This is a genomic window from Burkholderia latens, assembly GCF_902499045.1.
GTDB classification, from domain to species: domain Bacteria; phylum Pseudomonadota; class Gammaproteobacteria; order Burkholderiales; family Burkholderiaceae; genus Burkholderia; species Burkholderia latens.
The window spans coordinates 93238-112165 of the sequence record NZ_CABVPL010000015.1 but is presented as its reverse complement, the minus strand read 5'-3'; the positions used below and the strand labels follow the sequence as shown (position 1 = coordinate 112165).

Below are 18928 nucleotides of genomic sequence, written 5' to 3'. Positions count from 1 at the left end.
ATCGGCACGCAGGCGCACCGGCAAATTCAGGTCGTCGAATCGATCACCTTGAAGCGCGAGCGCTTCTGCGCGCGAATCAGCGACTGATAGACGTCGACGTACTGCTGCGCCATCCGGCGCGACGTGAAGCGCTCTTCGAAGCGCTGCCGCACGCGAGCGCGCGGCAGCAGGTGCAGGCGGTTCACGGCGGCCACCGCGCTGATCTCGTCCTCGACGATGAAACCCGACACGCCCTCGTCCACCACTTCCGGCACCGCGCCGCGATTGAACGCGATCACCGGCGTGCCGCACGACATCGCCTCGATCATCACCAGCCCGAACGGCTCCGGCCAGTCGATCGGAAACAGCAGCGCGTGCGCGCCCGACAGGAATTCGGCCTTCTGGTGATCGGCGATCTCGCCGATGAATTCGACGTGCGGCAGCGCGAACAGCGGCTTGATCTCGCGCTCGAAATACTCCTCGTCGGCCGCGTCGATCTTCGCGGCGATCCGGATCGGCAGCCCGCACTGGCGCGCGATGCGGATCGCGGTGTCGACCCGCTTCTCCGGCGAGATGCGGCCGAGAAACGCGAGATAGCGCGGCTCCACCGGCTGCGGCAGGTACATCGTGTCGGGCAGCCCGTGATAGACGGTGGTCAGCCATTTCGCCTGCGGCAGCGGCTGGCGCTGCGCGTTCGAGATCGAGATCACCGGCGCGGTGTTGAACGTGTCGAACACCGGCTGCTGCTCGGGCAGGTCGAGCCGGCCATGCAACGTCGTCACGAACGGCGTTTCCTGCCGGTTGAAAACCGAAAACGAGTAGTAGTCCATGTGGAAATGGAGCACGTCGAAATCCTTCGCGCGGCGCGCGACCGTCTCCATCAGCAGCATGTGCGGTGCGACACGGTCGCGGATCGACGAATCGAGGCGCAGCGCACGCGGCCATACGGGCTCGAGCTTCGCGCGGGTCGTCGAGTCGCCGCTCGCGAACAGCGTCACGTCATGGCCGAGGTCGACGAGCGCCTCGGTGATGTAGGACACGACGCGCTCCGTGCCGCCGTACAGCTTCGGCGGCACGGATTCGGTCAGCGGGGCGATCTGCGCAATTCTCATGATCCACGTCTCCTGTGTCCTCGGCCGGCCGGCACGGGTGCGCCGGCACCGGCAGGCCCATGCAGCACGCGGCCGGCATCGCGCCGGCCACATATCTCATTATTATTCGCGATCCCGATGCCCGGAAGCGCTGGTCTTTCATTTTATGGGGGTTGTTACAGACAGGATACATTCGGCGCGACGCACGCCCGCATCGCCGCGCGCCGCATGCGCGGCGCGCCGCCCGTCAGCGCGACGGCCATTTCCATGGCGGCAGGTCGCGCGTGTCCGCATCGACGAGCACAGTCGCGCCCAATTGCTTGTCGAGCACCAGCGACTCGCAGCCGGCCTCGCGTTCGAGCGTCGCGATGAGCCGCGCCGCATGCGACACGACCAGCACCTGCGAACGCTGCGCGGCCTGTGCGATCAGCCGGCCGAGCGCGGGCAGCAGATCGGGATGCAGGCTCGTCTCCGGTTCGTTCAGCACCATCAGCGCGGGCGGCCGCGGCGTCAGCAGCGCGGCCGTGAGCAGCAGGTAGCGCAGCGTGCCGTCCGACAGCTCGGCGGCCGACAGCGGCCGCAGCAGCCCCGGCTGGCGCATCAGCACGTCGAAGCGGCCGCGGCCGCCCGGATTGTCGATGTCGATCGATGCGCCGGGGAACGCGTCGTCGATCGCCGCGTCGAGCGCGGCGGCGTCGCCGATCTCGCGGATCGTCTGCAGCGCGGCGGCCAGGTCGGCGCCGTCGTCCGCGAGCACCGGCGTATGCGTGCCGATGTGCGATTGGCGTGCCGGCGCCCGCGCGTCGGTCCGGAAATGATCGTAGAAGCGCCACGAACGGATCCGCTCGCGCACCGCGATCATCTCGGGTGCGCCCACCGGATCGGCGAACTCGGTCATCATGCTGTCGAAGCTCGCGACCGGCTGCGGGACCGTGTGCCAGTCGCCGGAGCCGGTGCGCGCGCGGATCTGCGGGCCCTGGCGGTCGACCAGCAGCGTCGACGGCCGCAGCAGCGCGCCGCCCCAGATGCATTCGCGCTTCACGACGGGATCCAGACGAAACATCGATGCGTCGTTCTTCACCGGCAGGCCGAGATCGATCGCGTAGCCGAAATCGTCGCCCGCGAAACCGAGCTTCAGGCTCACCGGCCCGTTGCGCACGGTGCCGGTCACCGGCATGTCGCCGTTCAGCATCGCGCGCGAAAAGCGCTCGGGGCCGGCCCACAGCGTCGACGGCAGCCCGCCTTCGCGCGCGAGCGACGGAATCACGCGGCCCTGCGCGGTGTCGGCGAGCAGCCGCAGCGCGCGGTAGACGCTCGACTTGCCGCTGCCATTCGGCCCGGTGACGACGGTCAGCGCCGCGAGCGGCACGATCAGCTCGCGCAGCGAGCGGTAATTGGCGATGGCGAGCGTCTTCAGCGCGGTCATGGGCGAGGAACGGCAACGAGTAGCGGCACGCGCTCAGCGGCCTTCGGTGACCTTCGGATCGGCCGCGGTGTTGGCCGCCGTGCTGGCGGCCGGCGGCCGCGCGTGCGGGCGTTCGGGGTTCGGCTCCCGCGGCGCGGACTCGTGCGGATACAGCTCCATCCGGCTGCGCGGCAGGCATTGCGGATAACGCGTCTGCAGGTACGCGATCAAGCCCTCGCGCACGCGGCAGCGCAAGTCCCAGCATGACGACGAATCGGCCGCGCTGACCAGCGCACGCAGCTGCATCGTGCGCTCGGTCGCGTCCGTCACCTGCAGCACCTGCACGCGGCCGTCCCATTCGGGCGCCGCGTGGACGAGCCGTGCAAGCTCCTCGCGCAGCGGCGCGAGCGGCGTGCGGTAATCGACCGACAGAAACACCGTGCCGATGATCTCGGAGCTGCTGCGCGTCCAGTTCGTGAACGGGTTCTCGATGATCCACTGCAGCGGCACGACGAGCCGGCGCTGGTCCCAGAGCCGTACCGACACGAACGAGCCGGTGATTTCCTCGATACGGCCCCACTCGCCCTGGATCACGACGACGTCGTCAATCCGGATCGGCTGCGTGAGCGCGATCTGCAGCCCGGCGATCAGGTTGCCGAGCACCGGCCGCGCGGCGATACCGGCCACGAGACCGGCGACGCCGGCCGACGCCAGCAAGCTCGCGCCGACCTGGCGCACGTTCGGAAACGTCATCAGCGCGGCGCCCGTGCCGATGATCACGATCAGCACCATCACGGTGCGCACGAGCACCTTCGCCTGCGTGTGGATGCGCCTCGCCTGAAGATTGTTGGCCGTATCCATCGGATGGGCCTGGATGATCGCATCGCCGACGCCGGCCGCGAGCCGCACCAGCAGCCACGTCAGCGACACGATCGAGCCGACCGCGGCCGCGCTGCGCATCCCGCGCACGAACGGCATGCCGTCGTCCGCCTGACTCCACAGGAACTCGAGTGCGAGCAGCGCGAGCGTGACGAGCGACGGCTTGTCGATGTAGCGCAGGATCACGCTCATCAACGGATAAGGCTGTGCGATGCGCTTCACGATGCGTGCGCCGAGCCGATGCACGAGCACGACGACGAGCACGACCAGGATCGACACGACCAGCGTGCCGAGCCAGCTATGCAACGGCGCATCGGCGATGCGCTGCAATTCCTCGATTGAAATCATCGGCGCCCGGGATTCTTCGGTTATGACGCGCAGCGGCGTCGTCCTGGATGCGTCGGCGATGTCCGGGCGGCCCATGCGCCCGGACGCGGCGTCAAATCAGCTGCCGCCCCTGCACGGAAACGCCTTGCCGAGACCGAGCGACACCGCGGTGCTCGCGTTGTAGTCGGCCAGCTTCGGGTTCTCCGCGATGTACTTGCGCACCGCGTCGGTCATCTGCTGCGCCCGGATGTCGGGCGGCAGGCAGAAATACTGCCCGACGCGCGGCCCGGTGGTGCCGCCGATCGCGTCGATGGTGTTGTAGACGCCATCGGCGGCGCCTTCGATGTAGGCCGCGCACGACGCCCGCGACTTGACGTCCGTCTTCGCGCACAGCCGGTCGAGATCCGCGCCCGTGAAAGCCGCCGCCGACAACGGCACGGCAAACGCCGCGGCACAAAACATAGCCCGCAACATGGTGTTCCTTATGTCAATGCGGCGCGAGGCCGCTCACTGCACTGACCGGCGCGGCGGCCGCGCGCCCGCGGCCGGCCGGGTTCCAGCCCGCCGCGAGCGCTCCGCCCCGCGCCGAAACCGTCATTTTGCACTCTTTTGGGCATCCGCCGGCGCCGATGCACCGACGCGCACCGTCCGCTTGCTCAGGATGTCGATCGCGTCCGGCGCCTTGTAGTGCTTCGCGAAGTCGAGCGCGGTGATCCCGAGCTGGTTCTTGACCTGCGGATCGGCACCCTCGTCGAGCAGCAGGTTGACCGTCGATGCATGGTTGCCGCGCGCGGCCATCATCAGCGGCGTCGTGCCGTTCGGCGATGCGGTGTCGATATACGCGTCGTGGTCGAGCAGGATCTTGACGACCGCGTCCTGGCCGTTGGTGGCCGCGTAGTGCAGCGGCGCCCAGCCCTTCTTGCTGACTTCCGCGCCCTTGTCGATCAGCAGCTTCACGAGCCCGACGTCGCCGTTCAGTGACGCGAGCATCAGCGCGTTCTCGCCGGCCTTGTCTTCCTTCTCGAGATCGACGTTCGGCGTCGTCGCGAGCGCGGCGGCGACCTTGTCGGACTTCTCGCGCGCGGCGATCACGAGCAGCGGATCGCCGTTCGGCGCGAGCGTGTTCGGATCGAGCTTGCCGCTCTTCAGCTGCTTGCCGATGTCGTCGATGTCGTCGAACTTGACCGCTTTCACGATCGCGTCGAGCGACTCGGCGTGCGCGCCGGCGGCTGCGAACAGGCCGCTCGCGACGAGCGCGGCGGCGACGAGTGCGCGCTTGGGCAGGGTTGTGGTCGGCTTCGTCATTGTTGTGGGCTCCTTCCCTGGGTTGTCGGCTGGCCGCGCGTCGTCAGCGGGCGATCTGGAACAGCCGGAAAAAGTTCTGCGTCGTCGCATCCGCGAGCGCCTCGACGGCGATCCCGCGCTCGGATGCGATAAAGCGTCCGACATGGCTGACGTACGCAGGTTCATTCGGCTTGCCACGATACGGCACCGGCGCGAGGTACGGCGAGTCGGTCTCGATCAGCAGCCGGTCGAGCGGCACGCGCCGCGCGACGTCCTGCACGTCGGTCGCGTTCTTGAACGTGACGATGCCCGACAGCGAAATATGGAAGTTCTGCGCGAGCGCCTGCTCGGCGACCGGCCACGGCTCGGTGAAGCAGTGCATCACGCCGCCCGGCACGTCCGCGCGCTCGTCGGCCATGATCCGCAGCGTGTCTTCCGATGACGCGCGCGTATGGATGATCAGCGGCTTCATCGTCGCGGTCGCCGCGCGGATATGCGTGCGAAAGCGCTCGCGCTGCCATTCCATGTCGGCGATCGAGCGGCCTTCGAGACGGTAGTAGTCGAGGCCGGTCTCGCCGATCGCGACGACCTTCGGGTGCGCGGCGAGCTCGATCAGCTCCGCGAGCGTCGGCTCGCGCGCGTCCTCGTGATCCGGATGCACGCCGACCGACGCGTACACGTTGTCGTGCGCTTCGGCGATCGCGAGCACGTCGGGCAGCGTCTCGAAATCGACCGACACGCACAGCGCGTGCGTGACGTCGTGCTCGCGCATGTTCTCGAGCACGGCCGGCAACCGGTCGGCGAGGCCCTTGAAATTGATGTGGCAGTGAGAATCGACGAACATCGTGTTTCCTGAATTCGTGAGGCGCGCACTATGCGCGCGCCGGGCAATCGTTTCCGCACTCCCGGGAAACAATCCGTGCTCAAACGAACATTTCCCGATAACCGAGAAACAGCTCCTCGAATACGAGCCGCGCGTTGAGCGGATGGTTCTCGACTGTCCGCTGGCGCGTCACGGCCTTCATGAAGCGCGCGAACGCATTCGCGTCGACGGCTTGCGCGCAACGCGCGAGTGCTGCGGCCTGCATCGGGAAGTAGCGCGGCGCGCCCGCCATCCGCTGCGCGAGCAGATCGTACAGCCAGCGCTGCAGCCAGCCGAGCACCAGCGGCACCGGCAGCTTCTGCAGCGTCTCGCCGCACGCGAACGGATCGCACGCGGCGCCGGCCGCGAGCTGGCCGAGCGTGAAATCGCGCAGCGGGCGGTTCTCGTCGCTCGCGAGCGCCAGCGCGGCGAGCGGCGCGCCGCCGGCCTCGGCGAGCAGCGCGCGCGCATCGTCGACGCCCTGCGCCGCGAGCCACGCCGCGGCCGCGTCGGGCGCCGGAACCGTCATCGGCCATTGCCGGCAGCGGCTGATGATCGTCGGCAGCAACCGGTCGATGCGCGCCGACACCAGCAGGAACACGACGCCCGGCGGCGGCTCCTCGAGCGTCTTCAACAGCGCGTTCGACGCCGCGACGTTCAGCGCCTCGGCCGGATACAGCACGACGACGCGCGCGCCGCCGCGGTGCGAACCGACTGCGCAGAAGTCGAGCAACGCGCGCACCTGCTCGATCTTGATTTCCTTGCTCGGCGCGCGGGTCTTCTTGCCGCCTTCGTCGGCATCGGCCGGCTTCGCGTCGTCGGCGGCGCCCGGCGCTTCGCCCGCGAGCGCCTCGGGCAACACGATCCGGTAGTCCGGATGGTTGCCCTGCGCGAACCACGTGCAGGCCGCGCAGGTGCCGCACGGCTCGCCGTTCGGCCGCGGCGCCTCGCACAGGAAGCCCTGCGCGAGGTGCTGCGCGAACTGCAGCTTGCCGATCCCGGCCTGGCCATGCAGCAGCAGCGCATGCGGCCATTGCGCGCGCAGTTGCTGCAGGCGGTTCCAGTCGTCGGTCTGCCACGGATAGATCATCGGGTGCGTTCCTTCGGGTTACAGCGCGGCCAGCACGCGTTCGAGCTGCTGGCGGATCTCGGGGATCGTCTGCGTCGCGTCGACGATCGCGAAGCGGTGCGGCGCTTCTTGCGCGCGCCGCAGGTATTCGCCGCGGGTGCGCGAAAAGAACGCGTCCGACTCGCTTTCGAACTTGTCCGGCATGCGCGCGGCGCCGCGGCGCTCGCTCGCCACCTGCGGCGCGACGTCGAACAGCACCGTCAGGTCGGGCTGGAAGCCGCCCTGCACCCAGCGCTCGAGCGTCTCGAGCTTGTCGCGCGGCAGCCCGCGGCCGCCGCCCTGGTACGCGAACGTCGCGTCGGTGAAGCGATCGGACACGACCCAGTCGCCGCGCGCCAGCGCCGGCTCGATCACGCGCGCGAGGTGCTCGCGGCGCGCGGCGAACATCAGCAGCGCTTCGGTCTCGAGGTCCATCGGCTGGTTCAGCACGATCTCGCGCACCTTCTCGCCGAGCTGCGTGCCGCCCGGCTCGCGGGTGACGACGACCTGTCGGCCGGCCGCGGCCAGCTTCGCCTGAAGACGTTCGCAGAACCATTGCAGGTGGGTCGTCTTCCCCGCCCCGTCGATGCCCTCGAACGTGATGAATTTACCGCTCGCCATTATTGACCTCGTATGTACTTGTCCACGGCCTTGTTGTGATCGCCGAGCGTATCCGAGAACACGCTCGTGCCGTCGCCCTTCGCGACGAAATACAGCGCGCTCGTCTGCGCCGGATTGATCGCCGCCTGCAGCGACGCGACGCCCGGCAGGGCGATCGGCGTCGGCGGAAGTCCGCGACGCGTGTAGGTATTGTAGGGAGTGTCGGCCTGCAGGTCGCGCTTGCGCAGACGGCCGTCGTACGCGTCGCCGAGGCCGTAGATCACCGACGGATCGGTCTGCAGCGGCATCCCGATGCGCAGCCGGTTCGCGAACACGGCCGCGACGAACGCGCGGTCGGCCGCGTGCCCCGTTTCCTTCTCGACGATCGACGCGATCGTCAGTGCTTCGTAAGGCGTCTTGTACGGCAGCCCGGGCGCGCGCGCGGCCCACGCTTCGTCGAGGCGCGTCTGCATCAGGTGGTACGCGCGCCGGTAGATGTTCAGGTCGGTCGTGCCCTTGTCGAACAGGTAGGTGTCCGGGAAGAACAGCCCTTCGCCGCTGCCGCGCTGGATCGCGCTCTCCGGCGCGCCGATCGCGCGCAGCAGCTCGGCGTCGCTCATGCCGGCCGTCGTGTGCGCGAGATCCGGGTTGCCGTCGAGCTCCGCGCGCATCCGCTTGAAGGTCCAGCCTTCGATTACCGTCGCGACGTACTCGTTCACGTCGCCGCGCGCGATCTTCTGCAGCACGTCGTACGGCGTGATGCCGGTCTTGAATTCGTAGTTGCCGGACTTGAGCCGGCTCGACAGGCCGAGCACGCGCGTCATCGCGACGAAGCCGAACGGCTCGATCGGCACGCCGCCGCGCTTGAGCTGCAGCGCGACGCTCTTCACGCTGCTGCGCGGCTTGATCGTGACATCGAGCGACGCGGCGCCCAGCAGCAGCGGCCGGGTCGCCCAGTAATACCCGCCGCCCGCGCCGGCAGCGGCCACAACGACGGCCAGCGCCACGATCGTCGCGGCGCATTTCTTCAGTAGGGACATGGAAACGAGACTCAGGTAAGACCCATATAATACTTGCTCGCCTTCGTCAAAGTCAGGGTTGACTGTTCCCTCATTCCATGAGCACACCGTTCGCTTCACCGGCTGCCCAGCCCGCATCCGCGTCGCTCCCCGTTTTCCCCCGTCCGTCCGCCGCCGATTTCGACGCGCCGGGCGCCTGCATGCCGCTGCCGCAGTTCGGCGTGATCGACGTGGCCGGCGACGACGCCGCCACGTTCCTGCACAGCCAGCTCACCAACGACATCGAGCACCTCGATGCGGCGAGCGCGCGCCTGTCCGGCTATTGTTCGCCGAAGGGCCGCCTGCTCGCGTCGTTCCTCGCGTGGCGCGCCGGTCACGGCGTGCGCCTGCTGATCTCGAAGGACGTGCAGGCCGCCGTGCAGAAGCGCCTGTCGATGTTCGTGCTGCGCGCGAAGGCGAAGCTCACGGACGCGAGCGACGCGCTCGCGGTGGTCGGCTTCGCGGGCGACGTGCGCGGCGCGCTGTCGGTCATCTTCGACGCGCTGCCGGACGGCGTGCACGTGAAGGTCGACGGCCCGGCCGGCGCGCTGATCCGCGTGCCGGACGCGGCCGGCCGCAAGCGCTACCTGTGGATCGGGCCGCGCGCCGAAGTCGACGCGCGTGTCGCCGCGCTCGCCGGCACGCTGCCCGTCGTGTCGCCGGCCGTGTGGGACTGGCTCGACGTGCGCGCGGGCGAGCCGCGCATCACGCAGCCGGCCGTCGAGCAATTCGTGCCGCAAATGGTCAACTTCGACGTGATCGGTGCCGTTAACTTCCGTAAGGGATGCTATCCGGGCCAGGAAGTCGTCGCGCGCAGCCAGTACCGCGGCACGATCAAGCGCCGCACCGCGCTCGCGCACGTCGCCGCCGAAACCGACACCGTGCATGCCGGCGTCGAGCTGTTCCACAGCGACGACCCTGGCCAGCCGTGCGGGATGATCGTCAACGCGGCGGCCGCGCCGGCCGGCGGCGTCGACGCGCTCGTCGAGATCAAACTCGCCGCGCTCGACGGCGGCACGGTCCACGTCGGCTCCGCCGATGGTCCCGCGCTCGCGTTCGACGCGCTCCCGTACGCCTGGCCGACGGAAGCGTGACGCACTGACAACCCCGTTCGCACGCCGGTTCGCGGATCATTGCAGCCGGCGCCCGATGTTTCCTGCGAGAGATTCGCCCGATGTGTCTGATTGCCTTCGACTGGCAGCCTGATGCCGCCGCCGGTCCAGTCTTCACCCTGACCGCCAACCGTGACGAATTCTTTCGCCGCACGAGTGCGCCGCTTTCGTGGTGGGAGGACCTGCCGGGCGTGCTGGCCGGCCGCGATCTCGAAGCCGGCGGCACCTGGCTCGGCGTGTCGCGCGACGGCCGCTTCGCGGCGCTGACGAACTACCGTGCGCCGTTCGACATTCGCGCGGGCGCGCCGACCCGCGGCAAGCTCGTGTCCGACTACCTCGGCGGCCCGTCCGTCGCGCCGCTCGATTATCTCGGCGAACTCGCCGAGCACGCAGCCGTGTACAACGGCTTCAACCTGCTGGTCGGCGACTGGAAGCGGCGCGAGCTCGCGTGGTTCTGCAATCGGGCGGCCGAAGGCGAAACCGGCGTCGCCGCGCCGGTCGCGGTCGGCGCCGGCGTGCATGCGCTGTCGAACGCGCGGCTCGATACGCCCTGGCCGAAAGTCGTGCGCAAGCGTGCCGAGCTCGGCACGCTGTTGACCGACAACCCGGCGCCGTCGCTCGACGAACTGATCGAGCTGCTGCGCGATCCGCGCGTCGCCGACGACGCCGCACTGCCGCACACCGGCATTCCGATCGAGCGCGAGCGTGCGCTGTCGGCCGCGTTCATCGAGACGCCCGAATACGGCACGCGCGGCACGACCGCGCTGCGCGTGACGATGAAGGAAGGCGTGCGGCTGACCGTCGAGATCAAGGAGCGCTGCGACGACGACGGTTCACACCGCACCGTCCGCCCCGGCACGTTCGAGCGCGCGTTCACGTTCGACATCGACGCGACGCGGCCGCGCTGAACCTGCACCGGAGGCGGCGCCGCCGCGCTACGGCGCGCGCGCCATCTCGACGTGCGGCACGCCGATTTCGACGAACGGTTCGCCGATCGCCGCGAAGCCGTGCCGCACGTAGAACGACACCGCCGTATGCTGCGCGTACAGCCGCACGAGCGGCTCGCCGCGGCGCCGCGCGGCCGCCAGCAGCGCGTGCAGCACCGCCGATCCGGCGCCCTGCCCGCGCGCGTCGGCGAGCACCGCGACGCGGCCGATCGTGCCCGACGGCAGCAGCCGCCCGGTCGCGATCGCATGCCGTGCGCCGGTTGCCGCGTCGACGCGGTAAGCCACGGCATGCAGCGACAACGGATCCTCGTCGTCGAGTTCCCACTCCGGCGGAATCCGCTGCTCGCGCACGAACACCGCGTCGCGAATGCGCGCGGCATCGGCGCCCAGCACCGTCCAGTCGCCCGTTTCCACGAAGCCGTCGGTCATCGCTTTCTCCGCGCGGCGCCACGCGCCGCCGTCGTCAAAGGTCGTCACACGTCGTCGAATGCGGCCTTCAGCGCGGCCACCGCATCGGCGTGCGCGGCCCGCACCTCGGGCACGTAGCCGCCCATCTTGAAGAACTCGTGGATCATCCCCGGATAATTGACCAGCGTGACCGTATTGCCGGCCGCGCGCAGCTTGTCCGCGTACGCGGCGCCCTCGTCGCTCAACGGATCGTATTCGGCCGTCGCGATCCAGGCCGGCGCGACGCCGGCGAACGACGGCGCGCCGCGCGTGCCGTCGAGCGGCGCGAAACGCCAGTCGTCGCGATCCGAGCGGTCGCGCACGTATTGCGTGAAGAACCACTGGATCGTGTCCTGCGTCAGCAGGTAGCCGTTCGCGAGCCGCGCATGCGATTCGGTGTCCTGGTGGCCGGTGACGCCCGGATAGATCAGCATCTGCAGCGCAAGATCGATGCCCGCGTCGCGCGCGAGCACCGCGCAGACCGTCGCGAGCGTGCCGCCGGCGCTGTCGCCGCCGACCGCGAGCCGCGCGGCGTCGATGCCGAATGCGGCCGCCTCGCGATGCAGCCAGCGCAACGCATCGTCGGCGTCGTTCACCGCGGTCGGAAACTTGTGTTCGGGTGCGAGCCGGTAGTCCACCGACAGCACCGCGCACCGCGCGTCGCGCGCGAACATCCGGCACAGCGCATCGTGCGTATCGACGCTGCCGACCGTGAAGCCGCCGCCGTGGTAATAGACGAGCGCCGGCAGCGGTTCGGCGAGGCTCGGCTCGACCGGCACGAACAGCCGCGCGCCGATCGTGCGACCGTCGCGCGTCGGCACGACGCAGGCCTCGACCGCATGCATCGGCGCGGGTGCGACGTCGAGGATCGGCGCGCTCTTCTCGTACGCGGCGCGCGCCTGCTGCGGCGTCTGGTGGTGATAGGACGGGCGTTTCGCGCGCTCGACCATGTCGAGCACCTGGGCGATCTTCGGATTCAGCGGCATCGGTGAGGACGGCGCGCGCGGCGCCGTGAACGGACAAGCGTCACATGATGCCATGTGCGCGTCAGACGAGCTGCACGAGCTGCTTGCCGAAATTGTGGCCCTTCAACAACCCGAGGAACGCTTCCGGCGCGCGCTCGAGCCCGTACGCGATCGTCTCGCGGTAATGCAGCTGCTTCGTCGCGACGAGCTCGCCGAGCTCGGCCAGCGCCGGCGGCCACGCGTCGGAATGCTCGAACACGATGAAGCCCTGCATCGTCAGCCGCGAACGCAGGATCAGGCCGGGGTTGGCGAGCGGCGCGGGCACGCCGTCGTAGCCGGCGATCATCCCGCACACCGCGATCCGGCCGAATGCGTTCATCCGCGCCATCGTCGCGTCGAGCACCGCGCCGCCGACGTTCTCGAAACAGCCGTCGACGCCGTCCGGCGTCGCCGCGGCGAGGTCGTCGGCCAGCCGGCCGGCCTTGTAGTCGACGCATGCGTCGAAGCCGAGCGTGTCGACCACGTAGCGGCATTTGTCAGGGCCGCCCGCGATGCCGACCGCGCGGCATCCGGCGCGCTTCGCGAGCTGGCCGACCACGCTGCCGACCGCGCCGCTCGCCGCGCTGACGACGACGGTGTCGCCGGCCTTCGGTGCGATGACCCGGTTCAGCCCGACCCACGCGGTCACGCCCGGCATGCCAGCCACGCCGAGCCACGCGGAAAGCGGCACCCGCGACGTGTCGACCTTGCGCAGACCGCTGCCGTCCGACGTGCCGTATTCCTGCCAGCCGAACTGGCCCACCACGTGCTCGCCGACGGCGAAATCCGCGTGCCGCGATTCGACCACCTCGCCTGCCGTGCTGCCGATCATCACTTCGTTCAACGGCTGCGGCGCCGCGTACGACTTCGCGTCGTTCATGCGGCCGCGCATGTACGGGTCGAGCGACAGGAAGTGGTTACGGACGCGCAGCTCGCCGTCGGCGAGCGGTGCGAGCGGCGCTTCGACGAGCCGGAAATTGCCGGCGCTCGCGGCGCCCTGCGGGCGTGAGACAAGCAGGATCTGGCGGTTGACCGTGTTCATTGCTGGCTCCCAGGCTTCATTCGCACCGGATCGGCGTCTCGCCGCGCATCCGTGCCGCAAAGCAAAACGGCCCTGCCTTCGATCAGGCAGGGCCGCGCGTTCCGGCGCTACGCGTCGCTCGGGCCGGGCTGCGCATCCGGCGCCGTGCGCGTGCGCTGCCGCTTGATGTCGCGGCCCACCGCGAGCCGCCGCATGTACTTGAACGTGCCGAGCGCCTTCGCGACGAAGTTGCCGTCACTGTCGCGCACTTCGCCTTCGCAGTACGCCATCGTCGTCGAACGATGCATCACGCGGCCGTATGCGCGCAGCTCGCCGCGCCCCGGCTGCATGAAGTTCACCTTCATCTCGACCGTGACGACACCGACGCCGTCGTCGGTCAGGCTGCGCGCGGCCATCGCGAGCGCGATGTCCGACAGCGTCATCGTCACGCCGCCGTGCGCGATGCTCCACGTGTTCATGTGCCGCTCGTCGAGCGGCAGCACGAGCTCGCTTGCGCCGTCCTTCGCGGAAATCAGCCGCACGCCAAGCAGATCGACGAACGGGCTTTCGATCGACGGGCCGTCCGTCGGGGATGCCGCGCCGCTCATCGTGCGCTGTCGCAAACGTAGTCGACGCACTGGCGCGATTCGGCCACCGCGACGACGAATTTCTTCACTTCCTGGTGCACCGGGTGCACCTGGTATGCGTCGAGCGCGGCCTGGTCCGTGAAGTCGGACACGAGCACGACGTCCGACGTCGCTTCGAGGCCCGGCGTCGCGACGCCGACGTCGATCTGCAGGATGCCCGGCACGAGGTCGCGGCAGCCTTCGAGCTTCTCCTTCAGCTTCAGCGCATTCTGTGCGCGTGTGCCGCCTTCGGCGGACTCCTTCAACTTCCACATGACGATATGTCTGATCACTTCGTTCGCTCCAGTTCGTGTTGGTTCGGCAATTCGCCCGGAACCCTTGCCAGTCGGGCATCGGCCGCCCGTTCATCGCTCGCTCGCGTTCGCTGACAATCGCGCTCAGCCAAGAAAAAGGGGTATCCAAACGGGCGCAATGATAAAACTCCAACAACGATACCCCTTTTTCACCGTGCCGCTTGGCGACGCCAGGTCTGACAGGCGAAGGCAGGCAACAAGCCTACCAAACTTGCCGACGGCGATGGACCGTATCTGTTGGTGAAGCCGTCCGGTTCCAGGCTTGGCAATACGAGTACAGAATGGCCGGGAAGGAAAATGTCTTCGCGATCGGCGAGTATCCCGTCATCAGCCTTCAAGCCGCGATCGAAAGCGGCCCCACATGAGTCGAGCAACAATCAATCGGGCACTCGGCTCCACGATGCCGAATAGCCCCGAACCGATAACCGGCCACGACTTCCGAGCAACCGCGTCGACGAACATTCACGAAATGGTTGGGGGAACGAAGTCGTTGAAATGCGGCTGTCGCATGAGGACAAGGACAAGACTCGCTCGACTTACCGCCGCGCCACGTGCTTGGCGAAACGACGGGACATGATGCAGGCTTGCGCGAACTGGCTCGATGGCATCGAGCGGCAGGCGGGCATGGGCCGCGGCACTGAGGCCGCCTTCGTCAATGATCGATGATGCAGCAGTACCGTGCGCCTTATGTAGTAATGCGCGATACCGGAAGTCGCGCGGAGATCCACCCCATCACGCATCGGTCGTTCGAACCGGCAGCAGGGTCTGCACGGGTACGCGTTTCGAGCAGGGTGACTGGCTGTCGATCTCGATTGCACGGCAAATCGCATTGCGGTGTGCAACAAAACTCCGCAGCACCGCGCACATCGTGCAGAGCAACTCTTCGGATAGTTGGGTATCGAGGCCCGCAGCTCTTCCCCGTGCGACCCGATCCTCCTGGGCGGATACGATACGGACGGCAATGCGCAAGTGATCGTCCGCAATCCGCAGATGAGCGTGCTCGTCGACGAGTGTTCGCATGGTGGGATCCAATAGCGAGCTTTTTCACAAACCCGCGCGCACAACCGCGCCCTGCTCTATCAGGCGCTATCAACGCGATTGTCTGCGAGTTCCTGCTCGATTATGTCGCGGGACGTGAATACGCACTCGTGTGCCCATGGCAGCGCAGCACGCTCTGCACCTCGTTTCGACGCGCCGTCCACAAATGTAACGAAGACAACGTTGGGAATGGGCGGGCTTTCGCCAGTCGTCCGGCTTGAAACGTGAGCTGACGCCGTCCACCGGTCATTGGGCAAAACTTCATGACGCAATCGACGAAACAATCACGCGTCAGATACATCGTCCGCTCGTCTCTCCGTCCTTCCAGAATAGACCAAACTCGATGAGCCACAGGTGCGTTCTGTTTTTCGGTCACATGATCGCGCAATCCATCCCAATACCCGCAGCCGTCACGCCGAAGAGCAGCGGTATCCGCGCCGTTCTGAACGGGATCGGCATACGAAGCTACGCCGACGGCTCTGTCTACTTTCGGGGAGCATCCGTTATCGACCCTTTGCCGTCGACGATCGCAGAAGATCGAGCGACCGCTCATGGCGCTTCACCGGCCACTCGACTGTCCGTAGCCGTCGCTATGTCCGTTTTGCGCACGTCCGTAACCAATGTTGATACGAACGGCGGCTGAAGCGCCAAGCCGTCGAAATGGAACATCGGGTCTCGATCGCCGACCAACGCGATGCTACGAAGGCCTGACAACAAAACAGTTCGGGAGCGCGTCTTGCTGTCGACATTCGAGACCAGATTCGGAACGGTCCGCCGCCGGTCCGATCGGCGGCCGCGCACCCATAACGACGGGGGCATCACATGTACCGGGTACCGTTGTCGGTGTTGAAACCGACCCAAATCACGATCGGAATGGATTACGTGCACGCCAAGGCGCTGATTACCGCTCGCTACTCCGGCACCCGGCTCAAGCGATTTATGCGAGATCACGCGCTGCGCGTCGTCGTCGGTCCGCACAACGCGCTTTATATCGTCGACCATCATCACTGGGCGCGCGCGTGGCTGGATCTGGGCTATGCCGACGCGCCGGTCACCGTCGTCGCCGACTGGCACCACCTTGGGCGTCGGCGCTTCTGGAAGAAAATGCAAGCGAGGCGATGGGTGCATCCTTTCGATGAGACAGGCAGACGACGCAGCATCGACGACCTGCCACAGACGATCGCCGGCCTGATCGACGATCCGTACCACAGCCTGGCGGCGTTTGCCCGGCGCGCAGGCGCGTACCGCAAGCCGACGCGCGCATTTGTCACCTTCGTGTGGTCGGAATTCCTGCGCAAGCACGTGGCTGCGCCCGACAAGGAAGCGGGGTCATTCTCTTTAGCGTTGCTCAGAGCGATCAAGATTTGCCGCAGCAAAACAGCCGAATGCATGCCGGGCTACCTTGGCGATAAGCTATCGTGATAGTGCGGCGGCTGGTGCGTGCTCGACAGGCGCCTGGCGTTGCTCCAGCATGCCTTCCGCAATGCCTGCGCCGCCGTCAACGGCCGGTTCGGACGCACGGACCGAGATCACGGCCGTGGTTCCACGGGCCGCCGACGGTTCCGCGTCCGCTTGCATCCGGAAATGCACGCGGTCGTACGGCTCGGCCGACGGCAGCTTGCGCGGCGGGACTTCGAGATGGCTCAGTTCGTCGGTCGCCATGTCGGGCCCGACCTGACGAACTCGTCCAGATCGCGATCGAAACGCGCAGCTTCCTCGATGAACGGCGCGTGACCCGAATCCGCGTAAACCTTGCTGACGATGCGCGGATTCAGCGCGGCCGCGCGAGCCAGCGTCGCGTGCGTGTCGACCAGTGCGTCGCGACCGCCGTAGATGAAGAGCAGCGGCACGCGCGCGTTGGCAAGCCCCTCCGCGGCGAAGACCGTCATCGTCGGCACTTCTTTTTGCATGTCCCACGACGCCATCGCGGCATTCGCCAGCAGCCGGGCGAATGTGTCGGCGTCGGGCCGCTGGTTGAAACACAGGCCGACGAAAGTGCGCTCGCCGTCGAGATGCGTCTTCAGATCGGGCGAATTCATGTCCCGATACACGTCGGCGTGAGCGACGATCTGATCCGGCGCGAGCTCGACCACCCCGTCGACATACACGGCGCCGGCGATCGCGCGGTCGCCATATTTCGCGAGATAGTTCGAGATCACCACGCCGCCCAGCGACCAGCCGACCACGACGGGCTTGCGCGCGTGCGAGCCTCGGATCACCGCCGCGAGGTCGTCCGCCCAACGGTTTCCATCGTGATATGGCTCCGGGCCGGACGGTTTATCCGACAGACCGTGACCGCGCAGATCATAGGTAATGATGCGGTATCGGCGCAATTCGGCGCTTCGCACCTGCGCGTCCCAGTTCAGGCGGCTGCCGAGCAATCCATGCACGAGAATGATCGGCGGGCCGTTCGGGTTGCCGCTTTCCTGAACCGCGAGCCTTACCCCATCCGTCGATGTCACGGTATAGCTGTTCGGCGCCGCTATCGCGTCGGGTGCGGACGCAAACAGCGTCGCCGCCGAGAATGCAAAAATCAAAGCGTTAAGGAACGTTCGAAAACTCATTGCCTTCCTCGAAGAGTGTCGGTGCGCCGAGTCTGAACCCTTACACTGATGTGAGAGTCAAGCGGACCGTGTTAAGCTGATTTTCATGAAAGACACGCCTTCCCAGGAACCGCTGACGATCGGCCAACTCTCGCAACTCACCGGCGCGAGCGTGCGATCGATCCGGCATTACGACGAACACGGTCTGCTCGCCTCGGTACGTGCGAGCAATGGCTATCGCATGTTCCCCGGGAAGGCGGTCACGCAGGTCAAGCAGATTCAGCGGATGATCGCGACCGGCTTCACCATCGACGATATTCGCGGCTTTCCCGACTGCATGCTTCTGATCGAAGGCGCCCGTTCTTGCGATCAGATCACCGGCGTTCAGCGGGCAAGGCTCGAAGCGATCGATCGACAGATCGCAGACCTCGAAAGGCGTCGCGCGCGGCTCATCAAGACCTTGCGCGAAGGTGCGGTGCCGCCCGTCGACTGACGCGGACGCGGCACATGCAGATCACCGTCGAACGGGCGCGTTCGATGCGCTTTTCTTCCTGCGAGTATCCGCCCGCAGGCGCTTGCATCCCTCCTGACCAATCGGCGCTGCATCTCGCTGCCCGAGCGCAGTAATGGGCAGCCGGCAGGTTCCCCCGTCCATGCGCGTGGCGCGCCGATAGATACCGCAAGCGGTCAGCGTGATCGTCGCCGCGATCGACGAAATGTGCTGCGTGCCCAGCGGCACTTGGCCCGCCAAGCTCGGCCGTGCATGCGACCGGCGGTACGCACCGGTCGCGAATCCGACTTGACGGCAGCAATGGCGCAGGTCTGGCCCGGATAGCGGGACGGGAACGGCCATTGCTCGGTTCGATCGCGCGCCGTCACGCATCCGAGCGCGCCGTATTCCAGAATGACCGGATAACCGTCCATCGATCGACCGAAGCGGCCATTCCTGCTCGGCTTCGATTGCCGTTTTGAAACGGCAATTGACCTCCGTTTGATCGACCACTATCCGGATTCATTATCCATTGCCGCCAATTCGCAGCTTTTACCGATTCGCCGAGTAATAATTACTATTGCGACGCAAATGAAGTTTCTAAAAATCCATCGGATAATATTGACTTCGACTTTCATCGAAATCTAGAATCGCCTACAACACTTTCGTCTGAATTTCCGTCGCTGCAAGAGCGTCGCCCTTCACCCAGGCTGATTGGCCGGAGCGAAGGCGCTCGCTTTCGACTTCACCCGTTGCGCAACGGGCGGCGTGTCACTTTGCATTTCCTTTCGGC

21 protein-coding genes and 1 pseudogene are annotated in these 18928 nt (G+C 67.2%); 5 read left to right on the top strand and 17 right to left on the bottom strand.

Going from position 1 to position 18928, the window contains the following annotated elements; genetic code table 11:
- Positions 1–26 precede the first annotated feature (26 nt).
- The 9 genes from BSE24067_RS13500 to mltG form a co-directional block, all read right to left on the bottom strand.
- Positions 27–1091 carry a glycosyltransferase family 4 protein gene (locus BSE24067_RS13500; RefSeq protein WP_151068047.1) on the bottom strand — a complete coding sequence of 355 codons (1065 nt, stop codon included), beginning with the start codon at positions 1089–1091 and terminating at the stop codon, positions 27–29.
- Between the two features lie 226 nt (positions 1092–1317).
- Positions 1318–2496, bottom strand: coding sequence for an AAA family ATPase (locus BSE24067_RS13495; RefSeq protein WP_151068045.1), 1179 nt, complete (start codon positions 2494–2496; stop codon positions 1318–1320).
- 33 nt (positions 2497–2529) lie between these two features.
- A complete protein-coding gene (locus BSE24067_RS13490; RefSeq protein ID WP_151068043.1) occupies positions 2530–3702 on the bottom strand; it encodes a mechanosensitive ion channel family protein in 1173 nt (390 codons plus the stop codon).
- Between the two features lie 96 nt (positions 3703–3798).
- Entirely contained in the window at positions 3799–4155 is a 357-nt protein-coding gene (locus BSE24067_RS13485; RefSeq protein ID WP_006755340.1) for a Rap1a/Tai family immunity protein, read from the bottom strand.
- 120 nt (positions 4156–4275) lie between these two features.
- The gene (locus tag BSE24067_RS13480) at positions 4276–4986 is read right to left on the bottom strand and encodes an ankyrin repeat domain-containing protein (protein WP_151068039.1); all 711 of its coding nucleotides are present in this window, start codon (positions 4984–4986) and stop codon (positions 4276–4278) included.
- Between the two features lie 43 nt (positions 4987–5029).
- On the bottom strand, positions 5030–5809 hold the full coding sequence (locus tag BSE24067_RS13475) for a TatD family hydrolase (RefSeq protein WP_151068037.1): 780 nt from the start codon (positions 5807–5809) through the stop codon (positions 5030–5032).
- Positions 5810–5888: 79 nt separating this feature from the next.
- On the bottom strand, positions 5889–6917 hold the full coding sequence (locus BSE24067_RS13470) for a DNA polymerase III subunit delta' (protein ID WP_174904779.1): 1029 nt from the start codon (positions 6915–6917) through the stop codon (positions 5889–5891).
- An 18-nt stretch (positions 6918–6935) separates the two neighbouring features.
- Positions 6936–7556 carry a dTMP kinase gene (gene tmk / locus BSE24067_RS13465; RefSeq protein ID WP_151066636.1) on the bottom strand — a complete coding sequence of 207 codons (621 nt, stop codon included), beginning with the start codon at positions 7554–7556 and terminating at the stop codon, positions 6936–6938.
- A complete protein-coding gene (mltG, locus tag BSE24067_RS13460) occupies positions 7556–8575 on the bottom strand; it encodes an endolytic transglycosylase MltG (RefSeq protein WP_151066638.1) in 1020 nt (339 codons plus the stop codon). Before mltG ends, tmk begins: the two co-directional genes overlap by 1 nt.
- 77 nt (positions 8576–8652) lie before the next feature.
- On the opposite strand from mltG, the gene ygfZ reads away from it, so the two are divergent.
- Together ygfZ and BSE24067_RS13450 are read left to right on the top strand one after the other, a co-directional pair.
- Positions 8653–9687 carry a CAF17-like 4Fe-4S cluster assembly/insertion protein YgfZ gene (gene ygfZ / locus BSE24067_RS13455; RefSeq protein WP_151066639.1) on the top strand — a complete coding sequence of 345 codons (1035 nt, stop codon included), beginning with the start codon at positions 8653–8655 and terminating at the stop codon, positions 9685–9687.
- Between the two features lie 80 nt (positions 9688–9767).
- Positions 9768–10613 carry an NRDE family protein gene (locus BSE24067_RS13450; RefSeq protein ID WP_151066641.1) on the top strand — a complete coding sequence of 282 codons (846 nt, stop codon included), beginning with the start codon at positions 9768–9770 and terminating at the stop codon, positions 10611–10613.
- A gap of 27 nt (positions 10614–10640) precedes the next feature.
- Here the strand turns inward: BSE24067_RS13450 and BSE24067_RS13445 are convergent, their stop codons facing one another.
- The 5 genes from BSE24067_RS13445 to BSE24067_RS13425 all read right to left on the bottom strand — a co-directional run bounded on the left by BSE24067_RS13445 (position 10641) and on the right by BSE24067_RS13425 (position 14043).
- On the bottom strand, positions 10641–11081 hold the full coding sequence (locus BSE24067_RS13445; protein ID WP_151066643.1) for a GNAT family N-acetyltransferase: 441 nt from the start codon (positions 11079–11081) through the stop codon (positions 10641–10643).
- Between the two features lie 44 nt (positions 11082–11125).
- On the bottom strand, positions 11126–12085 hold the full coding sequence (locus BSE24067_RS13440) for an alpha/beta hydrolase (protein ID WP_151066645.1): 960 nt from the start codon (positions 12083–12085) through the stop codon (positions 11126–11128).
- A 61-nt stretch (positions 12086–12146) separates the two neighbouring features.
- Positions 12147–13145 (bottom strand): NADP-dependent oxidoreductase, encoded by a 999-nt coding sequence (locus BSE24067_RS13435; protein WP_151066646.1) that lies wholly within the window; start codon positions 13143–13145, stop codon positions 12147–12149.
- A 107-nt stretch (positions 13146–13252) separates the two neighbouring features.
- On the bottom strand, positions 13253–13732 hold the full coding sequence (locus BSE24067_RS13430) for a PaaI family thioesterase (RefSeq protein ID WP_151066648.1): 480 nt from the start codon (positions 13730–13732) through the stop codon (positions 13253–13255).
- Positions 13729–14043 (bottom strand): Dabb family protein, encoded by a 315-nt coding sequence (locus tag BSE24067_RS13425; RefSeq protein WP_151066650.1) that lies wholly within the window; start codon positions 14041–14043, stop codon positions 13729–13731. The genes BSE24067_RS13430 and BSE24067_RS13425 overlap by 4 nt, the downstream gene beginning before the upstream one ends.
- A gap of 516 nt (positions 14044–14559) precedes the next feature.
- Here BSE24067_RS13425 and BSE24067_RS13420 point away from each other — a divergent pair.
- A complete protein-coding gene (locus tag BSE24067_RS13420) occupies positions 14560–14730 on the top strand; it encodes a hypothetical protein (protein WP_170297529.1) in 171 nt (56 codons plus the stop codon).
- A 66-nt stretch (positions 14731–14796) separates the two neighbouring features.
- Here BSE24067_RS13420 and BSE24067_RS13415 read toward each other — a convergent pair whose 3' ends face one another.
- Positions 14797–15084, bottom strand: a complete 288-nt coding sequence (locus BSE24067_RS13415) for a hypothetical protein (RefSeq protein ID WP_174904778.1) — start codon at positions 15082–15084, stop codon at positions 14797–14799.
- An 840-nt stretch (positions 15085–15924) separates the two neighbouring features.
- Between BSE24067_RS13415 and BSE24067_RS13410 the strand changes: the two are divergent.
- Positions 15925–16341 (top strand): annotated as a pseudogene (locus BSE24067_RS13410) (ParB/Srx family N-terminal domain-containing protein); the annotation flags it as partial.
- Between the two features lie 174 nt (positions 16342–16515).
- On the opposite strand, the gene BSE24067_RS13405 reads toward BSE24067_RS13410, so the two are convergent.
- Both BSE24067_RS13405 and BSE24067_RS13400 read right to left on the bottom strand, forming a co-directional pair.
- A complete protein-coding gene (locus BSE24067_RS13405; RefSeq protein WP_420883501.1) occupies positions 16516–16764 on the bottom strand; it encodes a hypothetical protein in 249 nt (82 codons plus the stop codon).
- On the bottom strand, positions 16746–17666 hold the full coding sequence (locus BSE24067_RS13400) for an alpha/beta fold hydrolase (RefSeq protein ID WP_151066654.1): 921 nt from the start codon (positions 17664–17666) through the stop codon (positions 16746–16748). Before BSE24067_RS13400 ends, BSE24067_RS13405 begins: the two co-directional genes overlap by 19 nt.
- Positions 17667–17751: 85 nt before the next feature.
- Between BSE24067_RS13400 and BSE24067_RS13395 the strand changes: the two genes are divergently transcribed.
- Positions 17752–18138: a MerR family transcriptional regulator gene (locus BSE24067_RS13395; protein WP_151066655.1), complete on the top strand. Its 387-nt coding sequence runs from the start codon at positions 17752–17754 to the stop codon at positions 18136–18138.
- Positions 18139–18928: the final 790 nt, after the last annotated feature.